The organism is Bradyrhizobium sp., from assembly GCF_049691595.1.
Taxonomy (GTDB): domain Bacteria; phylum Pseudomonadota; class Alphaproteobacteria; order Rhizobiales; family Xanthobacteraceae; genus Bradyrhizobium.
Genome location: NZ_JBAVNZ010000092.1, coordinates 1 through 22,098, shown reverse-complemented (window position 1 = coordinate 22,098; position 22,098 = coordinate 1). Strand labels below are relative to the sequence as shown.

The window sequence follows — 22,098 nt, the reverse complement described above, 5'->3', positions numbered from 1 at the left end:
GTTCGGAAGCGACCTCGACGCCTCGACGCAACGCCTGCTCAACCGCGGCTCGCGCCTGACCGAGCTGCTTAAGCAGCCGCAGTTCTCGCCGCTGAAGATGGAAGAGCAGGTCTGCGTGATCTGGGCCGGCACCAACGGCTATCTCGACGCGCTTCCGCTCAGCAAGGTGCGGGCCTTCGAGGACGGCCTGCTGTCGCTGTTGCGCGGCAAGAACATCGACATCCTCAACTCGATCCGCGAAAGCCGCGATCTCAGCGACGACACCGCCGGCAAGCTGAAGGCGGCTGTCGAGGGTTTTGCCAGGACGTTTGCCTGATGCAGTCATGGCCGGGCTTGTCATCGCAAGCCGGGTCTACCCGACTTGTCGGCGGGGGATGAAAACAGCACGTGGATGCCCGGCACAAGGCGGGGCATGACGAACAAAGAGACTTGCGGTTGGGTCTAACGACCTGATCGCCGGGGGTGAACTTAAGAATGGCGTCACTGAAAGACATGCGGGTCCGCATCGCCTCCACCAAGGCGACGCAGAAGATCACCAAGGCCATGCAGATGGTCGCGGCGTCGAAGCTGCGCCGGGCGCAGACCGCCGCCGAAGCGGCGCGGCCCTATGCGGAAAAGATGGATGCGGTGATTTCCGGCATCGCGACCGCGGCGGCGGGGTCTCCCGGCGCGCCGGCGCTGCTCTCGGGAACGGGTAAGGATCAGGTGCATCTCTTGCTGGTCTGCACCGGCGAACGCGGCCTGTGCGGCGCCTTCAACTCCTCGATCGTGCGTCTCGCCCGCGAGCGCGCGCTGTCGCTGATGAACCAGGGCAAGGAGGTCAAGTTCTTCTGCGTCGGCCGCAAGGGCTATGAGCAGCTGCGCCGCCTGTTCGACAGGCAGATCGTCGAGCACGTCGAACTGCGCTCGGTTCGCCAGCTCGGCTTTGTCAACGCCGAGGATATCGCCGGGAAAGTCATCGCGCGTTTCGAAGCCGGCGAATTCGACGTCTGCACGCTGTTCTATTCGCGCTTCAAATCCGTGATCGCGCAGGTGCCGACCGCGCAGCAGATCATTCCGCTGGTGGTGGAAGAAAAGGCCGCCAGCGCCGGTCCCGCGACTGGTTACGAATACGAGCCGGAAGAGGACGAGATCCTGGCCCGCCTGCTGCCGCGCAATCTCGCGGTGCAGGTCTTCCGCGGGCTTTTGGAAAACAACGCCTCGTTCTACGGCGCGCAGATGAGCGCGATGGACAACGCCACCCGCAACGCCGGCGACATGATCCGCAAGCAGACCTTGATCTACAACCGCACCCGTCAGGCGATGATTACCAAGGAGCTGATCGAGATCATCTCCGGCGCCGAGGCGATCTAGAGGGACACGTAATGGCATACGTCACGTCGGCGACAACCAGGGGCGGCCGCAACGGCCGCGCGTTGCTCGACAACGGCGCGCTGGTGCTTTCGATGGCGGCGCAGCTGGTTGAAGAGGCCCACACGGTCTGCCCGTACTCGAAGGCGACCAAGGGCAACATCCCCGTCAAGCTGACGGTCGTCTGAGATTTACGAATTCGAAGGAGAATGTTTCATGGCTACACCCGCCAACCAGACCGGACGCATCACCCAGGTCATCGGCGCCGTCGTCGACGTGCAGTTCGAGGGCGCGCTGCCCGCGATCCTCAACGCGCTGGAGACCAGGAACCAGGGTCAGCGGCTGGTGCTGGAAGTCGCCCAGCATCTCGGCGAATCCACTGTGCGCACGATCGCCATGGACTCGTCGGAAGGCCTTGTCCGCGGCCAGGAAGTCAGCGACACTGGCGTTCCGATCATGGTGCCGGTTGGCGTGGGCACGCTCGGCCGTATCATGAACGTGATCGGCGAGCCGGTCGATGAAGCCGGGCCGATCAAATCGGAGGGCAATCGCGCCATCCATCAGCCGGCGCCGGCCTACACCGACCAGTCCACTGAATCGGAAATTCTCGTCACCGGCATCAAGGTCGTCGATCTGCTGGCGCCTTACGCCAAGGGCGGCAAGATCGGCTTGTTCGGCGGCGCCGGCGTCGGCAAGACCGTGCTGATCCAGGAACTGATCAACAACGTCGCCAAAGCGCATGGTGGTTATTCGGTGTTTGCCGGCGTCGGCGAGCGGACGCGCGAAGGCAACGACCTCTATCACGAGTTCATCGAATCCGGCGTCAACAAGAAGGGCGGCGGCGAGGGCTCCAAATGCGCGCTGGTGTTCGGCCAGATGAACGAGCCGCCGGGCGCCCGCGCCCGTGTCGGCCTCACCGGCCTCACGGTCGCAGAACACTTCCGCGACCAGGGCCAGGACGTGCTGTTCTTCGTCGACAACATCTTCCGTTTCACCCAGGCGGGCTCGGAAGTGTCGGCGCTGTTGGGTCGCATTCCCTCGGCGGTGGGCTATCAGCCGACGCTTGGCACCGACATGGGCGCGCTGCAGGAGCGCATCACCACCACCACCAAGGGCTCGATCACCTCGATCCAGGCGATTTACGTCCCCGCGGATGACTACACCGATCCGGCGCCAGCGACCACGTTTGCCCATCTCGATGCAACGACCAATCTCGATCGCGCGATCTCGGAGAAGGGGATCTATCCTGCGGTCAACCCGCTGGACTCGACCTCGCGCATGCTCCAGGCGCACATCGTCGGCGAGGAGCACTATCAGACGGCACGCCTCGTGCAGCAAATCCTGCAACGCTACAAATCGCTGCAGGATATCATCGCCATTCTTGGCATGGATGAACTGAGTGAAGAGGACAAGGTCACGGTCGCCCGCGCGCGCAAGATCGAGAAATTCCTGTCGCAGCCGTTCTTCGTCGCCGAAGTCTTCACCGGCTCGCCCGGCAAGTTCGTCGACCTCGCCGACACCATCAAGGGTTTCCGCGGACTTTGCGAAGGCAAATACGATCACCTTCCGGAGCAGGCCTTCTACATGGTCGGCACCATTGAGGAGGCGGTCGAGAAGGGCAAGAAGCTCGCGGCCGAAGCGGCGTGAGCTTGCGAGTAGCGAATGGGGAGCAGCGAATAGTGAAGTTCGGTCGAGGCATTTGCTACTCGCCATTCGCTATTCGCTATTCGCCACTGACTGGTTCAAATCGATAGGCCCGACATGCCCGCCACCTTCCACTTCGATCTTGTCTCCCCCGAAAAGCTCGCCTTCGCCGGCGAAGTCGATCAGGTTGACGTTCCCGGCGTGGAAGGCGATTTCGGCGTGTTCGCCGGCCATGCGCCGGTCGTGGCGGCGATCCGGCCGGGAATCCTGACCATTACCGCCGGCGGTGCGCAGCAGAAGATCATCGTGCTCGGCGGCCTTGCCGAGGTTTCCGAAAAAGGGTTGACCGTGCTCGCCGATGTCGCCACCTCGACGCAGGAGCTGGACCGGGCGCAGTTCGCCGAGACGGTTGCCGAGATGGAGGCGAAGCTCGCCGAGAAGGAAGGCTCCGAACTCGACCATGCGATCGAGCGGCTGGATCACTTCAAGAGCATCCAGCACGAGCTCGCTACCACGGCGATGCACTAAGCCGGCATCGGACGTCGCAAGTCCGGAAAATCCGTATGGAGCCAGCGCCCGTCGCATCGTGGCGGGCGCTGAAACATGGTTGCACGCGGGCGCGCTCGGCGACTGCGTCAAGCGCGACAGCGATTGCCATGTGATCGGGATCGGCGCGTTCGCCGTCGGGCCCAATTAGGAAACGAAATTCGCGAAACGGCGTGCGACGCTCCGGTACACCTCGCGCCTGAACGGCACGACGAGATCGGCGACGCGATCGAGCCTTTCCCAGCGCCAGGAATCGAATTCGGCGAGCTGTCCGTTGCGCGGCGTCAGCGGGTCGATTTCACGATCGCTTCCGGTGAAGCGCAGCGCGAACCATTTCTGCCGCTGGCCACGGAATTTCGCGAGGCGATGGGTTGGCGGGCCTTGATAGGGCGGAAACTCGTAGGTCATCCAGTCGGTCTCGGCGAGATAGTCGGCGTTGACCACGCCGGTCTCCTCCCATAGCTCGCGCATGACGGCCGCGCGCGGATCTTCGTCGGCGTCGATGCCGCCCTGCGGCATCTGCCACTCGAGGCCGGGGAGAACGATTTCCGGTCCGTCGTCCCTGAACCGCCGGCCGATCAGCACCTGCCCGGCGGCATTGAACAAGGTGATCCCCACATTGGGGCGATAAGGCTTGCTGTCGGACATAAGCGGCCGTCATCCCGGGATGTGCGAAGCGCCGAACCGGAATACCGAGATTCCGGGTTCGCTCGTTGTACCACGCCCCGGAACGAGGCAACCGAAGTCAGCCGCCTGCGAGGCTGGAAAATTCCTTCACCACGCGCTCATAGACCGGCCGCTTGAACGGCACGATCAGTTCGGGAAGATTTTTCATCGGCTCCCAGCGCCAGCCGACGAACTCGGCCCTGTGGCCGCCGCCCGGGCTCGCGACGTTGATCTCGCTGTCCTGGCCGGTGAAGCGGACCGCATACCATTTCTGGCGCTGGCCGCGATAGCGGCCCTTCCAGGTACGGCCGGCGACGGTGCGCGGAATGTCGTAGATCAGCCAATCGGCGATTTCGCCGAGTTTCTCGACCGATCGGACGCTGGTTTCTTCATAGAGCTCGCGCTTGGCGGCTTCCCAGGTGTCCTCGCCGGGATCGACGCCGCCTTGCGGCATCTGCCAGACATGGGTTGCGTCGATATGCTCGATTCCGCCGGCGCGGCGACCGATGAAGACCAGCCCGGCGGCGTTGATCAGCATCATGCCGACGCATGTCCGGTAGGGCAGTTCTTCGTAGCGCGCCATTCCGTCAGGACTCCCTGCGATCGGACGGGCGGAAGGTCAGGAAGTTCCGAAGTCGTGCCAATCGTTCAATCCCTTATCTCGTTTGACGCGTTTTCTCGATGCGAACCGGTGCCGACGCCCGCCATCCAGGTTCGGGCAGGCTGCCGCTAAGAAAACGCCCTAGCCCGATTTTGATTTCAGCATCGCAGTTGTCAATGGCACAAGCATGATGCCGCGGGCGTCCAGCGTCCTGATCCAGGCGCCGATCCGTTCGATCGAAACCGGCAAGGCCGAGGCGATGCCGACCGCGATGCCGCGTTCCTTGGCGAGCGTTTCAAGCTTGACCAGCGAGCGATCGATTTCCGCCGATGTCGGCACCGCATCGATGACAAGATCGGCCTTGGCGAAAGGCATCGCCTGCCCCGCCGCCAATGACAGCGCGACGGTGCGCGGCGTGGAGCCGTCATCGAGATAGCCGAGGCCGCGTTTGGCCGCATCGCGGATAATCGGCTGCATCACGGCGTCGGTGGCAACGAAGCGTGCGCCCATGAAATTGGCGATCGCGGCGTAACCCTGGAACCGGCTCATGTGCCAATACAGCCGGTCGAGATTTTGCTCGGGCGCAAGCGTCGTGAGCAGGGTCTGCGGGCCGGGATCGTTGTCGGGATAATCGAACGGTTCCATCGGAATCTGCAGCAGGATCTCGTGGCGTTGCGCGCGCGCGCGTTCGGCGAGTTTTGCCGGGTCCGCCCCGTAGGGCGTGAACGCCAGGGTGACCGCCGGTGGCAGCTTCATGATGGCATCGGTCGTCTTGGCGGCGCCGACGCCAAGGCCGCCGACGACGATGGCGACCACGGGCATCCTGGCCGCCTTGGCGCGGTCGGCATCGGCGGCATAGACCGTGAAGGGTTTCAACCCATCGGCCACCATCGGGATCATGCCGTAGCGGGATTTCTCCAGCAGGCGCTGGTCGATACCGGTCATGACGGGCGGCGGCGTCTCCGTCCCGGCCTTGTCGGCGGCTTCGCTTCCGATCACGACGTCATGGCGGGCTCCGCTCGAGCCGTCGATGATGGTGACGGTCTTGTTCTCACCCGACGCGGCTTGTTTCGGTGCGGATTTCGCAGCCGGTTCGGCGTGACCTGAGGCCGCCATGGCGGGCGTTTCGTCCGCCGGCGTCTTGCGCAATGTGACCTGCGCGATCGGCTCGCCGCCCAGCGGGTTGTCGTTGAACAGGGCGACACCGACAAAGGCGACCAAGAACAGGCCGAGCAGTACGGCCAGCGCCTGCATCGCCGTGAACGGCAGCCGCAATCCACGCCTCGCGCGCGGCGCCCGCTGCCCGAGCGACGTGCTCAGTTCGTCGGCCCCCTCAGCCATAAATTCCCCCGAATCACCCGCCGACGATAGCACGACAGGCTGGATTCCAGCGTGCGCCGCCGCTTGCCGGCGCGATGCCTTGGGCTGCTCCGACGAGGAGAGGGCGAGGCCGCAAACAAAAAGGGCGACCCGAAGGCCGCCCTTTTCGTAAAACGGGTTCGATCGGTCAGTTGGCGGCCTTGTTGCCGGGCTTGTCGACCGCGGCCTTGTCGCTGGTCGCGGGCGCCGCGGTGGCCGTTGCCTTGATGCCATGCAGCAGGTCGCCGGCCATCTTGAGCGCCTTGTCGTCCTTGGCGTCCGGCGGCACGTAGGACTGCGAACCTGTCTTCTCGTCGCCTTCGGACTTCAGATGGCCGCGCAGCGAGGCTTCGCCCTTGGTGTCGGTACGGGCCTTCAATTCATCCGGCACCTCCTGCAGCACTTCGATATCGGGAACGATACCCTTGGCCTGGATCGATTTGCCTGACGGCGTGAAATAGCGCGCGGTGGTGAGACGCAGCGCGCCATTGCCACTTCCGAGCGGAATGATCGTCTGCACCGAACCCTTGCCGAACGAACGGGTGCCGACCAGCGTGGCACGCTTGTGGTCCTGCAAGGCGCCGGCGACGATTTCCGAGGCCGAGGCCGAGCCGCCATTGATCAGGACGATCACCGGCTTGCCCTTGGTCAGATCGCCAGCATGGGCGGAGCGGCGCTGGGTTTCCTCGGCATTGCGGCCGCGGGTGGAGACGATCTCGCCGCGCTCCAGGAAGGTGTCGGAAACCGTCACCGCTTCCTCCAAGAGGCCGCCGGGATTGTTTCTGAGGTCGACGATGAAGCCCTTCAGCTTGTCGCCGATCTGATTTTGCAGATTGCCGATTTCCCTCTTCAGGCCCTCGGTGGTCTGCTCGTTGAAGGTGGTGATGCGGATATAGGCGATATCGTCGGTCTCCACGCGCGCGCGGACCGAGCGGACGCGGATATTGTCGCGCACCAGGGTGACTTCGATCGGATTGTCCTGGCCCTTGCGGATGATCTTGAGCCGGATCTTGGTGTTGACCGGGCCGCGCATCTTTTCCACGGCCTGGTTGAGGGTGAGACCCTGCACGGCTTCGTCGTCGAGCGTGGTGATGATGTCATTGGCCATGATGCCGGCCTTGGACGCCGGCGTGTCGTCGATCGGCGAGACGACCTTGATCAGGCCGTCCTCCATCGTGACCTCGATGCCGAGGCCGCCGAATTCACCGCGGGTCTGCACCTGCATGTCGCGGAAACTCTTGGCGTCCATGTAGCTGGAATGCGGATCGAGGCCGGCCAGCATGCCGCTGATGGCGGATTCGACCAGCTTGCTGTCGTCGGGCTTCTCGACATAGTCGCTGCGCACCCGCTCGAACACGTCGCCGAACAGATTGAGCTGGCGATAGGTGTCCGACGTCGCGGCACGCGCGCTCGATCCCATGAATACCGCCCGCGGCTGGGTCACGAACAGCGTCAGTGCGGCGCCGGTGGCGGCGCTGAGAAGAATTACAGAAGTCTTGCGCATCATCCGCGAACCTTTTCGCCTTCATTTGCGGCCCACCATGGACCTGGATCGATTGGAGTGCCGTCCTTACGGAACTCGACATAGAGCACGGGTTGGCTCGCATTCGTCGCGAGAATGGATGCGACCTGGGATGTCGACCCCATGGTCGCGACCGGCTCCCCCGTAAGTACAAACTGGCCGATGTTTACCGAAATGCGCTCCATCCCGGCTATCAGGACATGATACCCGCCCCCGGCATTGAGGATCAAGAGTGGTCCATAGCTCCGGAACGGTCCGGCGTAAACAACCCAGCCATCACACGGGGTTGTGACCTGCGCACCGGCTCGGGTTGCCAAAGAAATGCCTCTTTCTACGCCGCCGGCCCCGTCGGAACCACCATAATCGCGAATCTTGCTGCCGTTGACCGGCAGCGCCAATAGCCCCCTGGCCGCCGCAAAGGCAATCGCCGGACTGAGCCGGGCGGGGTCCTTGAAGGCGCCGAGATTGGGCTTGCCGTTAAGGGTGGCGGGCGCGCCCCGCAGGCTTGCGGTCGCAGCTGCCTTCGCAGCGCTCTTCACGTCCTGCTCCATTTTGGCGATCAGGCCCTGCAGGCTGTCGACCTGCCGGGATAGCGCGATCGCGCGCGCACCTTCCGTCGCCATGTCCTTCTCGATCGCGCTCTGCTTGCGCTGCCGCTCATCGACAAGGGCGGCGAGCCTGACCTGATCGTCCTTCAGCTTGTCGCGGTCGCGAGCCAGCACGTCGCGCTCGGTCGCAATGATCCTGCGGACGGCGACGAGTTCGCCGAGGTCGCCGGCCAGTTTTTCCGCCCGTCCGCGCAGTTCAGGCACGACCGACCCCAGCAGCATCGCGGTGCGCAGCGATTGCAGCGCGTCTTCCGGCCGCACCAGCAAAGCCGGCGGCGTGCGCCTTCCGGCGCGCTGCAGCGCGGCCAGCACTTCGACGATCTCGGCGCGGCGTGTATCGAGCGAGATGCGAATCAATTGCTCGCGGCTGTCGAGCGGCCGCAGCCGCGCTTCGGCATCGCCGATACGGTTTTCCACGCCTCGCACCTGGGCCGCGATGTCGATCAGCCGCGCATTGAGCTTGCTGCGGTCCTGCCCGATCGTCTCGATGTCGGCCTTCAATTTCTCCTGAAGCTCGGCCGCCTTCCTCTGCTGCTCGCGGGCGGCTTCGAGTTCCTGCTCGCGCTGCCTGATGGCGTCCGGCGAAGCGGTTTCCGCCTGCTGTGCCGGCGTCGTCACCTGCGCAACCGCCGGCGAAAATGGCAGGCTGGCCGCGCCCGCGGACAAGAATGCGAGGCAAAGCAGGATTGGAAACATCCGGTGCCGGACGCGGCGGACGGCGTCCGGGCACGAATCGATGTCCCGCGTTGGCTGTATTCGATTCAATCGGCACTCTCTGGATCATGATCCGGTTGGATTTGACCGGATCATGATCTCATCTCGTTCTTTTCCGGATCATGCTCCAGGTCCGTCACCTTGCTCAAGCGCGGTGATAGGGGTGGCCCGCCAGTATGGTCGCGGCCCGATAAATCTGTTCCAGAAGCATGACGCGGACCATTTGATGCGGCCAGGTTGCCGAGCCGAACGCCATTCGCAGTTTAGCCCTGCGCTGCAAATCGGGCGAAAGTCCGTCGGCGCCGCCGATTGCGAACACGGTGCTGGCGACCGATTGATCCCGCGCGCGGCCGAGATGCCCTGCGAAAGTGGCGCTGTCGATGTTGTCGCCGCGCTGGTCGAGCGCCACCAGTACATGCTTTTCCGGCATCAGCGCCGAGATGGCGGCGGCTTCCTCGGCGATCCGGGTTGCGGCGTCGCGCGCCCGGCTTTCCGGAATTTCATGAATCTCGAGGCCGCGAAAGCCGAGCTTGCGGCCGATGTCGTCGAACCGCTCGCGATAGCGTTCGGCCAGTTCCCGCTCCGGGCCCTGCTTCAGCCGGCCGATTGCAACGACGATCAGGCGCATCCAAAGCATTTTCCGGCAAAGCATGTCCTCGGGCGCGATCCGAGGGTGGAAACCGGTTTGCCGCAGAAAATGCGTCAAATCGATTGCTCGCGCGCAACAGCGCGCGCACGTTACCATGCGCATCCGCCGATTCGCATCGGCTCAAAAACTCAGATCGCGTTCGCCGCCGCCGCCGGGTTCTGCATCCACAATCGTTCCAGATTGTAGAATTCGCGGACCTCGGGTCTGAATACGTGCACGATCACATCGCCGGAATCGATCAGCACCCAGTCACAATTGGGCAAGCCCTCGACGTGGATGCTCCTGATGCCGTTTTCCTTCAGGGCCTTGGTCACATTTTCCGCGATCGCGCCGACATGCCGGTTGGCCCGGCCCGTGGTGACGATCATGAAGTCGGAAAAGGCAGATTTGCCGCGAAGGTCGATGGTGACCGTTTCTTCCGCCTTCATGTCGTCGAGGCGGGAGAGGATCATATTCAGGGTCTTGTCGGCGTCGGGTTGCGCCTTCAAGGCCGCAGCTTGCGTCGATGTTTTACGCGCGGTTTTGACAGAAGTCTTGGCAACCTTGGGTAAAACAGACTTGGACAATACAGGTGTGGCCAGGGACCATTCCTTTCACTGTATCGCGAACGCCGAATCTGTGACGCCCGCACACCATATTACGCATGTGGGGTTAACGGTTTCAATATTCCAGTGAGTCCCAAATTATACTTCAAGTCACGCTTTGAGCCTCATGTCATCCGCCAGCTCTGTCGTCCGCCAGCTCCCGTCCGGGTTCCGAAGGCCGGTCGACGACAGTCCGAGCTTCATGCCGGTGAGAAACACCCAGGCCGGCGCGTTTTGATCGGCCAGCCGGGCCGCCTGGTTCTCGGGCAGCCGGTAGCGCGCCAGCGCCTGGGCTGCGGGTGCGGCGAGCGTGCGAAAACTTTGCGGCGGACGGTCGATCACAGCGATCGGCACCTCGGATGCGATGCGCCGCCAGCCTTTCCAGCGGTGGAACTGCGCGAGATTGTCGGCGCCCATGATCCAGACAAAGTGCACGCCGGAAACGCGGCGGCGCAAATGTGCAATCGTGTCGACCGTGTACCGGGTTCCGATGACGGCTTCGAGACAGCTGACATCGATGCGGGGATCGTCGGCGATTTTGCGCGCGGCGTCCGCGCGTTCGGCGAGATCGTGCAGTCCGCCGAGATCCTTGAGCGGATTGCCCGGCGTCAAGAGCCACCAGACGCGGTCGAGCTGCAATCGCTTGATCGCGAACAGGCTGATGGCGCGATGGGCGGCGTGCGGCGGATTGAACGAGCCGCCGAGCAGGCCTATCCGCATGCCGTTGGTGTGGAGCGGGATGACGCGCGCGGCGGATCGCGACGCCACCTGAGTTCTGCTCAACGGGGCCACCGCGGGCGCAAAAATGCGTTCACGGCCTTGTCTGCCCGGTGCCGTGAACACGGTATTTGAAGCTGGTCAGTTGCTCGGCGCCGACCGGCCCGCGGGCGTGGAATTTCCCGGTCGCGATGCCGATCTCGGCGCCAAAACCGAATTCGCCGCCGTCGGCGAACTGCGTCGAGGCGTTATGCAGCACGATCGCCGAATCGACCTCGTTGAGGAATTTTCGCGCGGTGTTGATGTCCTCGGTGACGATCGCATCGGTGTGATGCGAGCCGTGGTCGTGGATATGCGCGATCGCCTCGTCGACGCCATCGACCAGTCGCGCCGCGATGATCGCGTCTTCATATTCGGTATCCCAGTCCTCGTCGGACGCCGGCTTCACCCTTTCATCGACACGCTGGACCGCGTCGTCGCCGCGCACCTCGCAGCCGGCATCGATCAGCATCTCGACCAGCGGCTTGAGGCTGACGGACGCGCCGGCGCGATCGACCAGCAGGGTCTCCGCAGCGCCGCAAACGCCGGGACGGCGCATCTTGGCATTGAGCACGATCGACTTCGCCATTTCGAGATTGGCGGCGCGATCGACATAGACGTGGTTGACGCCTTCCAGATGCGCGAATACCGGCACGCGCGCTTCCGCCTCGACGCGCGCCACCAGGCTCTTGCCGCCGCGCGGCACGATCACGTCGACGCCACCGCCCAATCCCGTCAGCAACAGGCCCACGGCGGCGCGATCGCGGGTCGGCACCAGTGTGATCGCAGCCTCGGGCAATCCCGCCTCGCGCAATCCCCGCACAAGGCAATCATGGATCGCACGGCAAGAGCGGAAGCTGTCGGAGCCGCCGCGCAGGATCACCGCGTTGCCGGATTTCAGGCACAACACGCCGGCGTCGGCGGCGACGTTGGGGCGGCTTTCGAAGATCACGGCGATGACGCCGAGCGGCACCCGCACGCGTTCGATGGTCATGCCGTTCGGACGCTGCCAGCTCTCGGTCACGGCGCCGACCGGATCGGCGATCTCGCGGACGGTCGCGACGCCATCGGCCATCGCATCGATCCGCGCCGGCGTCAGCGTCAGCCGATCGATGAAGGCCGACGTCGCGCCGCCGGCGCGAACCTCAGCCACGTCCTCGGCATTGGCCGCGAGTATAGCCGCCGTATTGGCGCGGATGGCGCGTTCGATCGCCTCCAGCGCACGATTCTTCTGCGCGGGCGAGGCGAGCGCCAGCACCCGCGCGGCGGCACGCGCGCGGGCGGCGAGGTCGCTCATCAGGTGAGGCAAATCGACGTCACCGTCGATGGCCTTCAGCGGCGCGGTCATGGGGGTCCCGGCGGTCGATTAAGATCATATTCTAGCATGGAAATCGAGGGCTTGGCGACGCGCGGACCGGCATGGCTGGTTTGGCGGTGAGCGATGTTGGCGAGCAGGTCGGCCAATGGCCGAGTCCGTCCAGGATCGAAAACCGGCTTGCGGGCCTCGGCCGATAGCATTAAGTATTACTTTATAATCCATGAGGATGTGACCATGGCGACGAGCTACAGCATCGGCAAGCATTTCGAAGGCTTCATCGAAAGCCTGATCGAGAGCGGCCGCTACAGTACCGCCAGCGAGGTGATGCGCGACGGGCTTCGGCTGATCGAAGAGCGTGAAGAACGCCGTAAGGCCAAGCTCGAAGCATTGCGCGCTGAAATTCAGAAAGGTTTCGACAGCGGGCCCGCGGAGGAGATTGGCGACATGTTCGCAAGAATCAAGGCGGAGGGGCGAAAGCGGCTGGCTGCGAAGAATGACAAATAGGCCGCGCAAGAGCCCGCAAGCCGAGATTGATCTTACCTCGATCTGGAACTTTATATCGAATGATAGCGTGAAGGCCGCCGATGCATTCATTGACCGCATCGAAGCGGTGTTTGACATGCTGGCACAGACGCCGCTGGCCGGCCGTACAAGAGAAGACCTGGCCCCGAATCTGCGCAGCTTCCCCGTCAGAAGCTACGTGATCTTCTACGTTCCGGTATCTGATGGTATCGAGGTCGTTCGCGTCATGAACAGTCGGCAGGATATCCATGCAGATGATATGGCGTGATGATCAGGAATCGATCTGCCGCGGACCACCCACCACCAGATCATCCCGGTGGATCATTTCCGAGCGTCCGCTGACGCCGAGGATCGCCATCACGTCCGGCGACGAGCGGCCCTTGATCTTCTCGGCGTCCTCGGCGTCATAGGCGACGAGACCGCGGCCGATCTCGTGGCTATCGGGGCCGCGCACCACCACCGCATCGCCGCGGGAAAACTGCCCGTCGATCCGGATCACGCCGGCCGGCAGCAGGCTTTTGCCGGCGCGAAGGGCTGCGACCGCGCCGGCATCGATGGTCAGCGTGCCCTTCGGCTCCAGCGAGCCCGCGATCCAGCGCTTTCGCGCGGTGACGGGATTGGCCGGGGTCAGGAACCAGGTGCAGCGGCCGCCGTCGGATATCGCCTGCAGCGGATGCTCGATCTTGCCGGAGGCGATCAGCATATGCGTGCCAGCGGTGGTTGCGATCTTGGCTGCCTCGATCTTGGTGTGCATGCCGCCGCGCGACAGTTCGGATTCGGCGGCGCCCGCCATCGCCTCGATTTCCGAGGTTACGGATTCGACGATCGGGATCAGCTTGGCGTCGGGGTTGGCCCCCGGCGGCGCGTCATAGAGGCCGTCGATGTCCGACAGCAGGATCAGCAGATCCGCGCTCGCCATGGTGGCGACGCGGGCGGCGAGGCGGTCGTTGTCGCCATAGCGGATCTCGTTGGTGGCGACGGTATCGTTCTCGTTGATGACGGGCACCGCGCGCCATTCCAACAACTTGGCGATGGTCGAGCGGGCGTTGAGATAGCGGCGCCGCTCCTCGGTGTCCTGCAGCGTCACCAGGATCTGGCCGGCCCCGATGCCGTGATTTCCGAGCACTTCCGACCAGATTCGTGCCAGCGCGATCTGTCCGACGGCGGCAGCGCCCTGGCTTTCCTCGAGCTTGAGCGGGCCGCGCGGCAATTTCAGACGGCTGCGCCCGAGTGCGATCGAGCCCGACGAGACCACCAGCACATCACGGCCCTCGCCATGCAGCTTGGCGATATCGGCGGCAAGCGCGGCGAGCCAGGACGAGCGGACCTCGCCTGCATCGGAGTCGACCAGGAGCGAGGAGCCGACCTTGACGACGATGCGGCGAAAGTTTTTGAGCGCGGGGCGGGCCATGGATGCGGTCGAATGAAGCGGGTGGTCTGGAAGCAATACGCGCCGTGCCGTTGATTTGGAAGTGGCGCGTCATATCGGGGCTCTGGATTTAGCCCTGCGGCGCCGCCGGCGCCCACGGTTCGGCCTGCGCCCCGCCCTTGGCCTTGACCGACACCGGCGCCTCGCCGATCACCGCGACCAGCGCGTTCAGCGCTTCCTTGACGCCTTCGCCGGTCGCGCCCGACATCAGCAGCGGGGTTTTCCTTGCGGCGCGCTTCAGCCGATCCTTCTGTTTCTTCAGTTCGTCCGGCGTCACGGCGTCGATCTTGTTCAGCGCGACAATTTCGATCTTGTCGGCGAGCTGGCCGGCATAGGCCTCGAGCTCGGTCCGCACCGTCTTGTAGGCTTGGCCTGCGTGTTCGCAGGTCGCGTCGACCAGATGCAGCAGCACGCGGCAGCGCTCGATATGGCCCAAAAACCGGTCGCCGAGGCCCGCGCCTTCATGCGCGCCTTCGATCAATCCCGGAATATCCGCCAGCACGAATTCGCGGCCCTGCGCGTTTACGACCCCGAGCTGCGGATGCAGCGTGGTGAAGGGATAGTCGGCGATCTTCGGCTTGGCCGCGCTGACCTTGGCAAGAAACGTCGACTTGCCGGCGTTCGGCAGGCCGACCAGACCGGCGTCAGCGATCAGTTTCAGCCGCAGCCAGATCCAGCGCTCCTCGCCCGGCTGCCCGGGATTGGCGTTGCGCGGGGCTCGGTTGGTGGAGGACTTGAAATGCGCGTTGCCGAAGCCACCATTGCCGCCCTCCGCCAGCACGAATTTCTCGCCGAGCGTGGTGAAATCGTGGATCAGCGTTTCACGATCCTCGTCGAAGATCTGCGTGCCGACCGGCACTTTCAGCACGATTGGCTTGCCATTGGCGCCATGGCGGTCCTTGCCCATGCCGTTGATGCCCTTTTGCGCCTTGAAATGCTGCTGGTAGCGGTAGTCGATCAGCGTGTTCAGCCCGTCGACCACCTCGATGACGACGTCGCCGCCGCGGCCGCCATTGCCGCCGGACGGCCCGCCGAACTCGATGAATTTTTCACGCCGGAACGCGACACAGCCATTGCCGCCGTCGCCGGAGCGGATATAGACCTTTGCTTCGTCAAGGAATTTCATGGCTGACAGGTAAGGCAGCGACGCCGGTGCGGCAACCCTCTGCACCCGGAAAAGGAACTAAAAGCCTTAGTTTTTGGGCCTTTTTTAAGCTTCGAGCGATATTCCGCGACGGGCGTTCAATGCGATGTGCACCAACGCCAAAACGGCGGTGGGTCCCCCTTAAACCGAATGCGCTGCCAGCCTTGGGTCCAGCGCAAACTCGTGCGCCAGATAGTCGATCATGGCCCGAACCTTGAGCGGTACAAAGCGGCGTGATGGATATACTGCGTGCATGGGCAACTGTTTCGGTTCATGGTTCCTGAGTAGTACCTTGATCTTGCCGGCCTCGATTTCAGGGCTGAACGCAAACTCGGGAATCACCGCGATGCCGAGGCCGGCGATGACGCCTTCCCGCACGGCTTCGGAATTGTCAGCGCGATAGCGGCCCTTCACCTCGACCTCAAGCGGCCCCGCCGGGCCGTCGAAAATCCAGCGATTTCCGGTCGAAAGCCGGGTGTAGACGATACAATTGTGATGGGCGAGGTCCGCCGGGGCGCGCGGCGTTCCATGCGCCTTGAGATAGGCGGGCGAGGCAACGGTTACGCGGCGGACCAGGCCGATGCGCTTTGCGATCAATCCGGGATCGCTGATCTCGCCAACGCGGATCGCAAGGTCGATGCCTTGCTCCGCCAGATCGGTGAAGGTATCGCTCATCACGAGATCAACGGCGACATCGGGGAAGCGGCCGAGAAACGGCGGCAGCCGCGGCACGACATGCAATCGGCCGAAAACGACCGGCGTTGCCATTCGTAACAGGCCGGATGGTTTGATGCGCCGACGGCCGACGGCATTTTCGGCCTCGCCGAGCGCTTCGAGTGCGCGCAGCGCGTGCTCGTAGAAGGCCCGGCCGTCATCGGTCAGGGTCAAGGTACGCGTGGTACGTGTCAGCAGCCGCGCCCCGAGATGCTCTTCCAGCGCGGCGATTTGCCGGCTGATCGTCGGCTGGGTCGTGTTCATCTGGCCGGCCACGGCCGTGAAGCTGCCGGCATCGACCACCCGGACGAAGGTCTGCATCGGTCCGACGAGGTCCATGCGCTATCCATACGTTTTTCGTATAAACCATATGAGAACGGCGGGGATTATTCAATCCGGCAAACTCCGTCATGTTCCTCGGCACGAACCCCGGCCGCCAAGCGGCCTACGATCGAAAGCAGGAGACCACCATGTCCGGCCAATCCAACACCACCGCGCAGCCTGCCTATTTCACCAAGTTTGCCCACCTTCGCATGAATCGCGCCGCCGACGGCGTCCTGCTGGTCGAAATGCACACCCATGGCGGGCCGATCACCTTCGACGCCACCGATCATGAGCAGTTCGTCGAGGCTTTCTACGAGATCGGCCGCGACCGCGACAACAAAGTGGTTATTCTCACGGGCGTCGGCGACTATATGGCCGAGATCAACTTCGGCAGCTTCGGCAATGTCGGCGATGCCAACGTCTGGTCCAAGGTCCACGATGAAGGAACGCAGATTCTCGAAAACATCGCCAACATTCGCGTACCCCTGATCGCAGCGATCGAAGGGCGTGCGCACATCCACACCGAATACGCCCTTCTCGCCAACGTGATCGTGGCCGGCCGCGGCGCCACCTTCAATGATCTGCCGCACTTCGCCGGCGGCATCGTTCCGGGCGACGGCATCTTCACCACCTGGTCCTATCGCGCCGGGCCAGGCCGCACCGAAGCCTTCCTGCTCGATCCGCAGCCGATCTCCGCGCAGACCGCGGCCGACTGGGGCGTCGTCAGCCATGTGGTCGAAGATGGCCAGGCTGTCGCCAAGGCGAGGGCCCTGGCGCAACTCTATCTCGGGCAGCCCGAGGTGACCCGGCGCAACACCCGCATTCACTTCGTGCAGCCGCTCAAGGAGCGCATCGTCCGCGAGGTCGGCTATGGCCTGGCGCTCGAAGGCACCAGTGCGTCAGCGCTGGTGCAGCAGATGATGGCAAAAGCGGCCTAGCGCAACGACGGACGCAGCAACTTCGCGCTCCCGATGCCAGCATCGCGATCGCCATCTGGAACACACCAGCAAACCGCCAACCAAGGAAACACTGTCATGACGCTTCAATCCGAACTCGACACCTTCAAGACCTCCTGGCTCGATCGCGTCGGGCCCGAAATCGCCAAACTGGTCGATGACGACAACATGGCGCTGCAATCCGTCGCCGCGCAGGCGCTCAAGGCCGGCGACCGCTTGCCTGCAATGCTGCTTAGGGATCAACTGGGCCGTGATGTCGACCTCGGCGCGCTGGCACGCCGCCAACCGCTGATCGTTACCTTCTATCGCGGCGGCTGGTGTCCTTACTGCAATCTGGAACTGCGTGCTTACCAGAACGCCCTGCCCGAAATCGAAGCGCTCGGCGCCAAGCTCGTCGCAGTGACGCCGGAGACGCCCGACAATACGCTCTCGGCCGCCGAGAAGAACGACCTGTCATTTCCGGTTCTTTCCGATGTGAAGGGCCGCCTGGCCGATGCGCTCGGAATCCGGTTCGAACTTTCGCCGGCCATTCAAGCGCTCTACCAGAAGTTCGGTCACGATCTCCCGGCGCGAAACGGTGACGACCGCTGGTCGCTGCCGCTGCCTGCGACCTTCGTGGTCGAAAACGGCGGCGTCATTGCGTTTGCCTATGTCGATCCCGACTATCGCAAACGGCTCGATCCTGGCGTAGCGATCGATGTGCTGCGAAAACTGGCGTCGAAGTCAGCAGCTTGAAAACGCACGCCAGTACGCGATTGGAACATCACCCCCGAAATAATGAGCCGATCATGAGTATCCTGACCGATACCGAACCGCCCGTTGTCGTTCGGGTGACGCCAAGGCTGTTGCCCGAAACTACCGGACTTGCTCTCGATCGGGCTTGAGGCTAACCATCGGCACGGAAAAATTCCCGCTGGAATTGTTCTGCAGGAAAGTTACCCGGAAGCCAAAGATCGGACAAGAGGTGCGCCAAGCCAGCGTTCGCCTTTCCGGCAGGGATTTCTCTGCTTACGATGTCGGCCGACGCCGGATCAGGAATTTCTGCATCCCTTCCAGCACCAGTTCCCTGCGCTGGTTGTGGACGGTCGAGCGCAGCGTTACCACGCCGGTGGTTCGGCCAGGCTTGAGCTCGGTGACTTCGAGCGCGGGATAGATGGTGTCGCCGGCATAGACCGGCTTCAGGAACCGGCTCGATTGTTCGAGAAATCCGACCAGCGATTGCTCGACGATATGGGGAAACAGCCCGGCGCCCGGCGCGGTGTGGGCCAGCGTCTGGAAACCATGCGCCAGCAGGTCCGGCATGCCGCGGGCGCGGCAATATTCGACATCGTAATGGATCGGATGGGTGTCGCCGCTCGCGGTCTGGAAGGCGGCGAATACCGCCGATGTCTGCGTGCGGCTCGGAATCACGAACCGCTCGCCGAGCGCAAAGTCCTCGAACCAGCGCTGCGCGGGCACCATGCGGTGCTGGGCGGGGTCGAAGTCGGTCATGCCGGGTTTCCTGCGGTGGCTTGCGAGATGACCTACCGGTATCGCAGAGGCGTCGACGCGGCAATTGCCGCCTCCGTCATTCCGCGACACGCGTCTTCGCGTCGCCCCGGAATGGCGCTGGAGAGGCAATCGGCAACCTGATAAGCGAGCACTGCGTTGCTCCACGGATACATGATGACCCTGTTCGCAAAGCTTTCGACCTATGACGACCGTTCCGCGCGCCTTGCCGGCATCGGACTGATGCTGCTGTCGATCTTCATGTTTTCGTTCGGCGACGCGATGGGAAAATTCATCGTCGCGACCTATTCGGTCGGGCAATTGCTGTGGCTGCGCGCCTGCGCGGCGCTGTTGCTGCTGCTGCCGACCATATGGAAGCAGCGCGCCGAGTTCACGCGGCTGGAGCGGCCCGGGCTGCAACTGCTTCGCGTCACGCTCTCCACCTTCGAAGTCGCGGCCTTCTTTCTCGCTACCGTCTATCTGCCGCTCGCCGACGTCATCACCTATTATCTGGCCGCGCCGATCTTCGTCACCGCGCTGTCGGGCATCGTGCTGGGCGAGCGCGTCGGCTGGCGGCGCTGGACCGCGATCCTGATCGGCTTCGGCGGCGTATTGGTCGCGCTGCGCCCGTCGGCGCAGACAATGAGCTGGCCCGCGATGATCGCGCTCGGCGGCAGCCTGTCGTTCGCGCTGTTGATGCTGATCACGCGTTCGCTGCGGGCAACGCCGGATATCGTGCTGGCGTCGTCGCAATTCGCCGGCACGTTCGTGCTCGGCGCCGTGCTGTCGCCGTTCGGCTGGGTCGCGCCGAGCGGAGGCCACCTCGTGCTGTTCGCCGCGGCCGGCTGTGTTTCGGTCGGCGCGCTCTTGTGCGTCAACCGCTCGCTGAAGCTGGCGCCGGCGAGCGTGGTGGTGCCGTATCAATATTCGATGATCGTCTGGGCGGTGATCTTCGGCTTCGTGGTGTTCGGCGACGTGCCGTCATGGGCGACGATCGCGGGCGCCGCCATCATCATCGGCGCCGGGCTGTACATTTTCCTGCGTGAGCGAGAGCTCGGGCGCGAGGACGCGGTGGTCAGCCCGCCGGCATGAGGGCTTCCGTCATTGCGACCCGTTGGCTCGCAATGACGAAGAAGTCACCGGTCTCTGCGCGTCGAACTGCCCCAGTTCTTCAGCGACGACCAGACGCTGCGCGACAGGCGGAAGCAATCGACCGGGGTCGATGAACCCAGCGCCTCGAAGCGGTGCAGCTCGACGCCGCTCCACTGAAAGCCGCATTTCTCCAGGATATTGCGCGACGAGGGGTTGGCGACCCGGGCGCCGGAGATCAAATGATCGCACTCGAATTCCTCGAAGAAGAAATCGATCACGGCGCGCGCGGCCTCGGTGCCAAAACCCTGGCCCCAATGGTCGACGCCGAGCCAATAGCCGAGTTCGGGCAGCTCGGGCGCGCGCCAGTCGATACCGACCATGCCGATCGGCGTATGATTGTTCTCGATCAAAAACACCGTCTCGCGCCGGTCCTGGGCGATCGCGCGAACGAACTCCACCGCATGGTCCTGGGAATAGGGATGCGGCAGACGGCGGGTATTTTCTGCAATTAGGCGGTCATTGGCGAGACGCGCAATCGCTCTTACGTCCGCGAGCGTTGGCCTGCGCAATGTCAGCCGTTCGGTCTCGAGGACGCAACTACTTGCCTCGCGCAATGTCGGGGTCGGGACGTCCTGCAGCATGTCGGGCTCCTGGATGCGACGCAAATGAATGCAAACAATAAGGGGAAGCCGGTTTCCCGCCTCCCCTTGGAGCCGTCTTGAGCTCCGCCGGTTCAACAGGACCCGGCGGATTCATGTTGTCCACCGTCTACTCGGCCGCAGCCTCCGTCACCGGAACAACCGATACGAAAATGCGGCCATTGGCTCTTGCACGAAACTCGACATGACCCTCGACCTTGGCGAACAGAGTATGGTCGGTGCCCATGCCGACATTAAGGCCGGGATGCCAGGTGGTGCCGCGCTGACGCGCGATAATGTTGCCGGGAATCACACGCTCACCGCCAAAGGCCTTGATTCCGAGGCGCTTGCCCGCCGAATCACGTCCGTTCCGCGATGAACCGCCTGCTTTCTTGTGAGCCATGGCCAGCCTCCAACTTCAAACTATCTCTAGGTCAATTCCTTGACGGAATCATTTCACTTTTTGTCACGCTTCAAAATTTCGAGGCGCCGCGATCACTTCTTGGCGGCGGCCTTCCTGGCCGGCGCCTTCTTTTTTGCTGCTGGCTTCTTCGCCGCGGGCTTCTTCGTCGCAGCCTTCTTCGCTACCGCCTTCTTGGCGGGCGCCGCTTTCTTCGCGACCTTCGGCGCCTCGTCGTCGCCTTCGGCAGGCGCCGCCGCGACCTTTTCCCGCTTCGGCCGCGGGCCGATGGTCGGCTTGGCGTTATCGGCCAGGATCTCGGTGATGCGAAGCACCGTGATCTCGTCGCGATAGCCGCGCTTGCGGCGCGAATTCTTGCGGCGGCGCTTCTTGAACGCGATCACCTTGGGACCGCGCTTGTGCTGCAGCACCTCTGCCGCAACGGTAGCACCTGCCACGGTCGGCGCACCGAGCACCGGCGTGTCGCCGCCAAGCAGCAGAACTTCACCAAGCTGCACGATCGTGCCGACATCGCCGGCGATCTTGCCTATCTCGAGCACATCATCCGGAACGACGCGGTACTGGCGGCCGCCGGTTTTGATGACTGCGAACATCGTTTGATTCCTTCGTGTTCGATCCCGGCCTCGGACAGGTCCGGGCCGGCTTTTTGTCCAGTCGTTATGGGTACCTTTTTTCGCACGATCGGGGAGCGGATCCCTCAAATTCGCGCAAAAACAAGCGGCGCGAGAAATCCCGCGCCGGTTGGCGGGACTTATAGCCGCTGCCGGCCTCAAGTCAAGGCAGACCGGATCGAAAACCGGCCAAATATGTGGGATTTGGGACCAGAAGGCGAATAGGGAGTAGCGCATAGCCAATGGGGAAAATTCCATTCGCCACGGCTATTCGCTGCTTGCCCGCCCATGAAACGAGGGTCCGCCGCCCCCGGGTCAGGGGAATCGGGTGAAGGAAATCATGCTGCGATGAGGCTGGCGAGATATTCGTCGTCCCAGCCTGCGGTTTTGCGCCGAAGGCGGATGGAATCTTTCCCCGGGGCCTTTCGGGTGAGATTATAGG

At 63.6% G+C, this 22,098-nt stretch carries 25 protein-coding genes and 1 pseudogene; 10 read left to right on the top strand and 16 right to left on the bottom strand.

What is annotated here, in order from left to right; all coding sequences use genetic code 11:
- The 5 genes and pseudogenes from WCE35_RS04310 to WCE35_RS04290 all read left to right on the top strand — a co-directional run.
- Window positions 1-316: pseudogene (locus WCE35_RS04310) on the top strand (F0F1 ATP synthase subunit alpha); the annotation flags it as partial.
- 158 nt (window positions 317-474) lie between these two features.
- Complete coding sequence (locus WCE35_RS04305; protein ID WP_424592103.1) at window positions 475-1,353, top strand: F0F1 ATP synthase subunit gamma; 879 nt, start codon at window positions 475-477, stop codon at window positions 1,351-1,353.
- Between the two features lie 11 nt (window positions 1,354-1,364).
- Window positions 1,365-1,538 (top strand): hypothetical protein, encoded by a 174-nt coding sequence (locus WCE35_RS04300; RefSeq protein ID WP_424592102.1) that lies wholly within the window; start codon window positions 1,365-1,367, stop codon window positions 1,536-1,538.
- Window positions 1,539-1,566: 28 nt separating this feature from the next.
- On the top strand, window positions 1,567-2,997 hold the full coding sequence (gene atpD / locus WCE35_RS04295) for a F0F1 ATP synthase subunit beta (protein ID WP_424592101.1): 1,431 nt from the start codon (window positions 1,567-1,569) through the stop codon (window positions 2,995-2,997).
- A 114-nt stretch (window positions 2,998-3,111) separates the two neighbouring features.
- Complete coding sequence (locus WCE35_RS04290; RefSeq protein WP_424592100.1) at window positions 3,112-3,522, top strand: F0F1 ATP synthase subunit epsilon; 411 nt, start codon at window positions 3,112-3,114, stop codon at window positions 3,520-3,522.
- Window positions 3,523-3,687: 165 nt separating this feature from the next.
- Here WCE35_RS04290 and WCE35_RS04285 read toward each other — a convergent pair whose 3' ends face one another.
- The 9 genes from WCE35_RS04285 to WCE35_RS04245 form a co-directional block, all read right to left on the bottom strand.
- A complete protein-coding gene (locus WCE35_RS04285; protein ID WP_424592099.1) occupies window positions 3,688-4,188 on the bottom strand; it encodes an RNA pyrophosphohydrolase in 501 nt (166 codons plus the stop codon).
- Between the two features lie 97 nt (window positions 4,189-4,285).
- Entirely contained in the window at window positions 4,286-4,789 is a 504-nt protein-coding gene (locus WCE35_RS04280) for an RNA pyrophosphohydrolase (RefSeq protein ID WP_424592098.1), read from the bottom strand.
- Between the two features lie 159 nt (window positions 4,790-4,948).
- Window positions 4,949-6,148 carry a divergent polysaccharide deacetylase family protein gene (locus WCE35_RS04275; RefSeq protein WP_424592097.1) on the bottom strand — a complete coding sequence of 400 codons (1,200 nt, stop codon included), beginning with the start codon at window positions 6,146-6,148 and terminating at the stop codon, window positions 4,949-4,951.
- A gap of 166 nt (window positions 6,149-6,314) precedes the next feature.
- Window positions 6,315-7,673, bottom strand: a complete 1,359-nt coding sequence (locus WCE35_RS04270) for a S41 family peptidase (protein ID WP_424592096.1) — start codon at window positions 7,671-7,673, stop codon at window positions 6,315-6,317.
- A complete protein-coding gene (locus WCE35_RS04265; protein ID WP_424592095.1) occupies window positions 7,670-8,992 on the bottom strand; it encodes a murein hydrolase activator EnvC family protein in 1,323 nt (440 codons plus the stop codon). The genes WCE35_RS04270 and WCE35_RS04265 overlap by 4 nt, the downstream gene beginning before the upstream one ends.
- A 163-nt stretch (window positions 8,993-9,155) precedes the next feature.
- Window positions 9,156-9,638 carry a 23S rRNA (pseudouridine(1915)-N(3))-methyltransferase RlmH gene (gene rlmH, locus WCE35_RS04260; protein WP_424592094.1) on the bottom strand — a complete coding sequence of 161 codons (483 nt, stop codon included), beginning with the start codon at window positions 9,636-9,638 and terminating at the stop codon, window positions 9,156-9,158.
- A 149-nt stretch (window positions 9,639-9,787) separates the two neighbouring features.
- Window positions 9,788-10,147: a ribosome silencing factor gene (gene rsfS / locus WCE35_RS04255; protein ID WP_424592093.1), complete on the bottom strand. Its 360-nt coding sequence runs from the start codon at window positions 10,145-10,147 to the stop codon at window positions 9,788-9,790.
- Between the two features lie 207 nt (window positions 10,148-10,354).
- Window positions 10,355-11,011 carry a nicotinate-nucleotide adenylyltransferase gene (locus WCE35_RS04250; RefSeq protein ID WP_424592092.1) on the bottom strand — a complete coding sequence of 219 codons (657 nt, stop codon included), beginning with the start codon at window positions 11,009-11,011 and terminating at the stop codon, window positions 10,355-10,357.
- Window positions 11,012-11,054: 43 nt separating this feature from the next.
- Window positions 11,055-12,347 (bottom strand): glutamate-5-semialdehyde dehydrogenase, encoded by a 1,293-nt coding sequence (locus WCE35_RS04245; RefSeq protein WP_424592091.1) that lies wholly within the window; start codon window positions 12,345-12,347, stop codon window positions 11,055-11,057.
- A 93-nt stretch (window positions 12,348-12,440) separates the two neighbouring features.
- On the opposite strand from WCE35_RS04245, the gene WCE35_RS04240 reads away from it, so the two are divergent.
- Both WCE35_RS04240 and WCE35_RS04235 read left to right on the top strand, forming a co-directional pair.
- Window positions 12,441-12,821 (top strand): type II toxin-antitoxin system ParD family antitoxin, encoded by a 381-nt coding sequence (locus tag WCE35_RS04240; RefSeq protein ID WP_424592090.1) that lies wholly within the window; start codon window positions 12,441-12,443, stop codon window positions 12,819-12,821.
- A complete protein-coding gene (locus WCE35_RS04235) occupies window positions 12,811-13,107 on the top strand; it encodes a type II toxin-antitoxin system RelE/ParE family toxin (RefSeq protein ID WP_424592089.1) in 297 nt (98 codons plus the stop codon). The genes WCE35_RS04240 and WCE35_RS04235 overlap by 11 nt, the downstream gene beginning before the upstream one ends.
- A 3-nt stretch (window positions 13,108-13,110) precedes the next feature.
- Here the strand turns inward: WCE35_RS04235 and proB are convergent, their stop codons facing one another.
- From proB to WCE35_RS04220, 3 genes are all read right to left on the bottom strand, one after another.
- The gene (gene proB, locus WCE35_RS04230; protein WP_424592088.1) at window positions 13,111-14,250 is read right to left on the bottom strand and encodes a glutamate 5-kinase; all 1,140 of its coding nucleotides are present in this window, start codon (window positions 14,248-14,250) and stop codon (window positions 13,111-13,113) included.
- An 88-nt stretch (window positions 14,251-14,338) separates the two neighbouring features.
- The gene (gene obgE, locus WCE35_RS04225; protein WP_424592087.1) at window positions 14,339-15,394 is read right to left on the bottom strand and encodes a GTPase ObgE; all 1,056 of its coding nucleotides are present in this window, start codon (window positions 15,392-15,394) and stop codon (window positions 14,339-14,341) included.
- Between the two features lie 159 nt (window positions 15,395-15,553).
- Window positions 15,554-16,465 carry a LysR family transcriptional regulator gene (locus tag WCE35_RS04220; RefSeq protein WP_424592086.1) on the bottom strand — a complete coding sequence of 304 codons (912 nt, stop codon included), beginning with the start codon at window positions 16,463-16,465 and terminating at the stop codon, window positions 15,554-15,556.
- Between the two features lie 131 nt (window positions 16,466-16,596).
- Between WCE35_RS04220 and WCE35_RS04215 the strand changes: the two genes are divergently transcribed.
- Window positions 16,597-17,388, top strand: a complete 792-nt coding sequence (locus WCE35_RS04215; protein ID WP_424592085.1) for an enoyl-CoA hydratase/isomerase family protein — start codon at window positions 16,597-16,599, stop codon at window positions 17,386-17,388.
- Between the two features lie 96 nt (window positions 17,389-17,484).
- Window positions 17,485-18,141, top strand: a complete 657-nt coding sequence (locus WCE35_RS04210) for a peroxiredoxin-like family protein (protein WP_424592084.1) — start codon at window positions 17,485-17,487, stop codon at window positions 18,139-18,141.
- Window positions 18,142-18,414: 273 nt separating this feature from the next.
- Here the strand turns inward: WCE35_RS04210 and WCE35_RS04205 are convergent, their stop codons facing one another.
- On the bottom strand, window positions 18,415-18,897 hold the full coding sequence (locus tag WCE35_RS04205) for a MaoC family dehydratase (RefSeq protein ID WP_424592083.1): 483 nt from the start codon (window positions 18,895-18,897) through the stop codon (window positions 18,415-18,417).
- 174 nt (window positions 18,898-19,071) lie between these two features.
- Here WCE35_RS04205 and WCE35_RS04200 point away from each other — a divergent pair, with 174 nt between their 5' ends.
- The gene (locus WCE35_RS04200; protein ID WP_424592082.1) at window positions 19,072-19,986 is read left to right on the top strand and encodes a DMT family transporter; all 915 of its coding nucleotides are present in this window, start codon (window positions 19,072-19,074) and stop codon (window positions 19,984-19,986) included.
- 44 nt (window positions 19,987-20,030) lie between these two features.
- Here the strand turns inward: WCE35_RS04200 and WCE35_RS04195 are convergent, their stop codons facing one another.
- The 3 genes from WCE35_RS04195 to rplU form a co-directional block, all read right to left on the bottom strand.
- Window positions 20,031-20,627, bottom strand: a complete 597-nt coding sequence (locus WCE35_RS04195) for a GNAT family N-acetyltransferase (protein WP_424592081.1) — start codon at window positions 20,625-20,627, stop codon at window positions 20,031-20,033.
- 127 nt (window positions 20,628-20,754) lie between these two features.
- Complete coding sequence (gene rpmA / locus WCE35_RS04190) at window positions 20,755-21,027, bottom strand: 50S ribosomal protein L27 (protein ID WP_424592080.1); 273 nt, start codon at window positions 21,025-21,027, stop codon at window positions 20,755-20,757.
- A gap of 92 nt (window positions 21,028-21,119) precedes the next feature.
- Complete coding sequence (gene rplU / locus WCE35_RS04185) at window positions 21,120-21,638, bottom strand: 50S ribosomal protein L21 (RefSeq protein ID WP_424592079.1); 519 nt, start codon at window positions 21,636-21,638, stop codon at window positions 21,120-21,122.
- Window positions 21,639-22,098 lie beyond the last annotated feature (460 nt).

What these genes read in the sequence shown, in the direction of transcription:
- WCE35_RS04265 (WP_424592095.1), bottom strand. Translation starts at nt 8,992, where the DNA reads ATGTTTCCAATCCTGCTTTGCCTCGCATTCTTGTCCGCGGGCGCGGCC.
- WCE35_RS04290 (WP_424592100.1), top strand. Translation starts at nt 3,112, where the DNA reads ATGCCCGCCACCTTCCACTTCGATCTTGTCTCCCCCGAAAAGCTCGCC.
- rpmA (WP_424592080.1), bottom strand. Translation starts at nt 21,027, where the DNA reads ATGGCTCACAAGAAAGCAGGCGGTTCATCGCGGAACGGACGTGATTCG.
- WCE35_RS04195 (WP_424592081.1), bottom strand. Translation starts at nt 20,627, where the DNA reads ATGCTGCAGGACGTCCCGACCCCGACATTGCGCGAGGCAAGTAGTTGC.
- WCE35_RS04200 (WP_424592082.1), top strand. Translation starts at nt 19,072, where the DNA reads ATGACCCTGTTCGCAAAGCTTTCGACCTATGACGACCGTTCCGCGCGC.
- WCE35_RS04240 (WP_424592090.1), top strand. Translation starts at nt 12,441, where the DNA reads ATGTTGGCGAGCAGGTCGGCCAATGGCCGAGTCCGTCCAGGATCGAAA.
- WCE35_RS04220 (WP_424592086.1), bottom strand. Translation starts at nt 16,465, where the DNA reads ATGGACCTCGTCGGACCGATGCAGACCTTCGTCCGGGTGGTCGATGCC.
- WCE35_RS04285 (WP_424592099.1), bottom strand. Translation starts at nt 4,188, where the DNA reads ATGTCCGACAGCAAGCCTTATCGCCCCAATGTGGGGATCACCTTGTTC.
- WCE35_RS04210 (WP_424592084.1), top strand. Translation starts at nt 17,485, where the DNA reads ATGACGCTTCAATCCGAACTCGACACCTTCAAGACCTCCTGGCTCGAT.
- rlmH (WP_424592094.1), bottom strand. Translation starts at nt 9,638, where the DNA reads ATGCGCCTGATCGTCGTTGCAATCGGCCGGCTGAAGCAGGGCCCGGAG.
- rplU (WP_424592079.1), bottom strand. Translation starts at nt 21,638, where the DNA reads ATGTTCGCAGTCATCAAAACCGGCGGCCGCCAGTACCGCGTCGTTCCG.
- WCE35_RS04215 (WP_424592085.1), top strand. Translation starts at nt 16,597, where the DNA reads ATGTCCGGCCAATCCAACACCACCGCGCAGCCTGCCTATTTCACCAAG.
- WCE35_RS04305 (WP_424592103.1), top strand. Translation starts at nt 475, where the DNA reads ATGGCGTCACTGAAAGACATGCGGGTCCGCATCGCCTCCACCAAGGCG.
- WCE35_RS04270 (WP_424592096.1), bottom strand. Translation starts at nt 7,673, where the DNA reads ATGATGCGCAAGACTTCTGTAATTCTTCTCAGCGCCGCCACCGGCGCC.
- WCE35_RS04300 (WP_424592102.1), top strand. Translation starts at nt 1,365, where the DNA reads ATGGCATACGTCACGTCGGCGACAACCAGGGGCGGCCGCAACGGCCGC.
- obgE (WP_424592087.1), bottom strand. Translation starts at nt 15,394, where the DNA reads ATGAAATTCCTTGACGAAGCAAAGGTCTATATCCGCTCCGGCGACGGC.
- WCE35_RS04205 (WP_424592083.1), bottom strand. Translation starts at nt 18,897, where the DNA reads ATGACCGACTTCGACCCCGCCCAGCACCGCATGGTGCCCGCGCAGCGC.
- proB (WP_424592088.1), bottom strand. Translation starts at nt 14,250, where the DNA reads ATGGCCCGCCCCGCGCTCAAAAACTTTCGCCGCATCGTCGTCAAGGTC.
- WCE35_RS04275 (WP_424592097.1), bottom strand. Translation starts at nt 6,148, where the DNA reads ATGGCTGAGGGGGCCGACGAACTGAGCACGTCGCTCGGGCAGCGGGCG.
- WCE35_RS04280 (WP_424592098.1), bottom strand. Translation starts at nt 4,789, where the DNA reads ATGGCGCGCTACGAAGAACTGCCCTACCGGACATGCGTCGGCATGATG.
- atpD (WP_424592101.1), top strand. Translation starts at nt 1,567, where the DNA reads ATGGCTACACCCGCCAACCAGACCGGACGCATCACCCAGGTCATCGGC.
- WCE35_RS04245 (WP_424592091.1), bottom strand. Translation starts at nt 12,347, where the DNA reads ATGACCGCGCCGCTGAAGGCCATCGACGGTGACGTCGATTTGCCTCAC.
- WCE35_RS04235 (WP_424592089.1), top strand. Translation starts at nt 12,811, where the DNA reads ATGACAAATAGGCCGCGCAAGAGCCCGCAAGCCGAGATTGATCTTACC.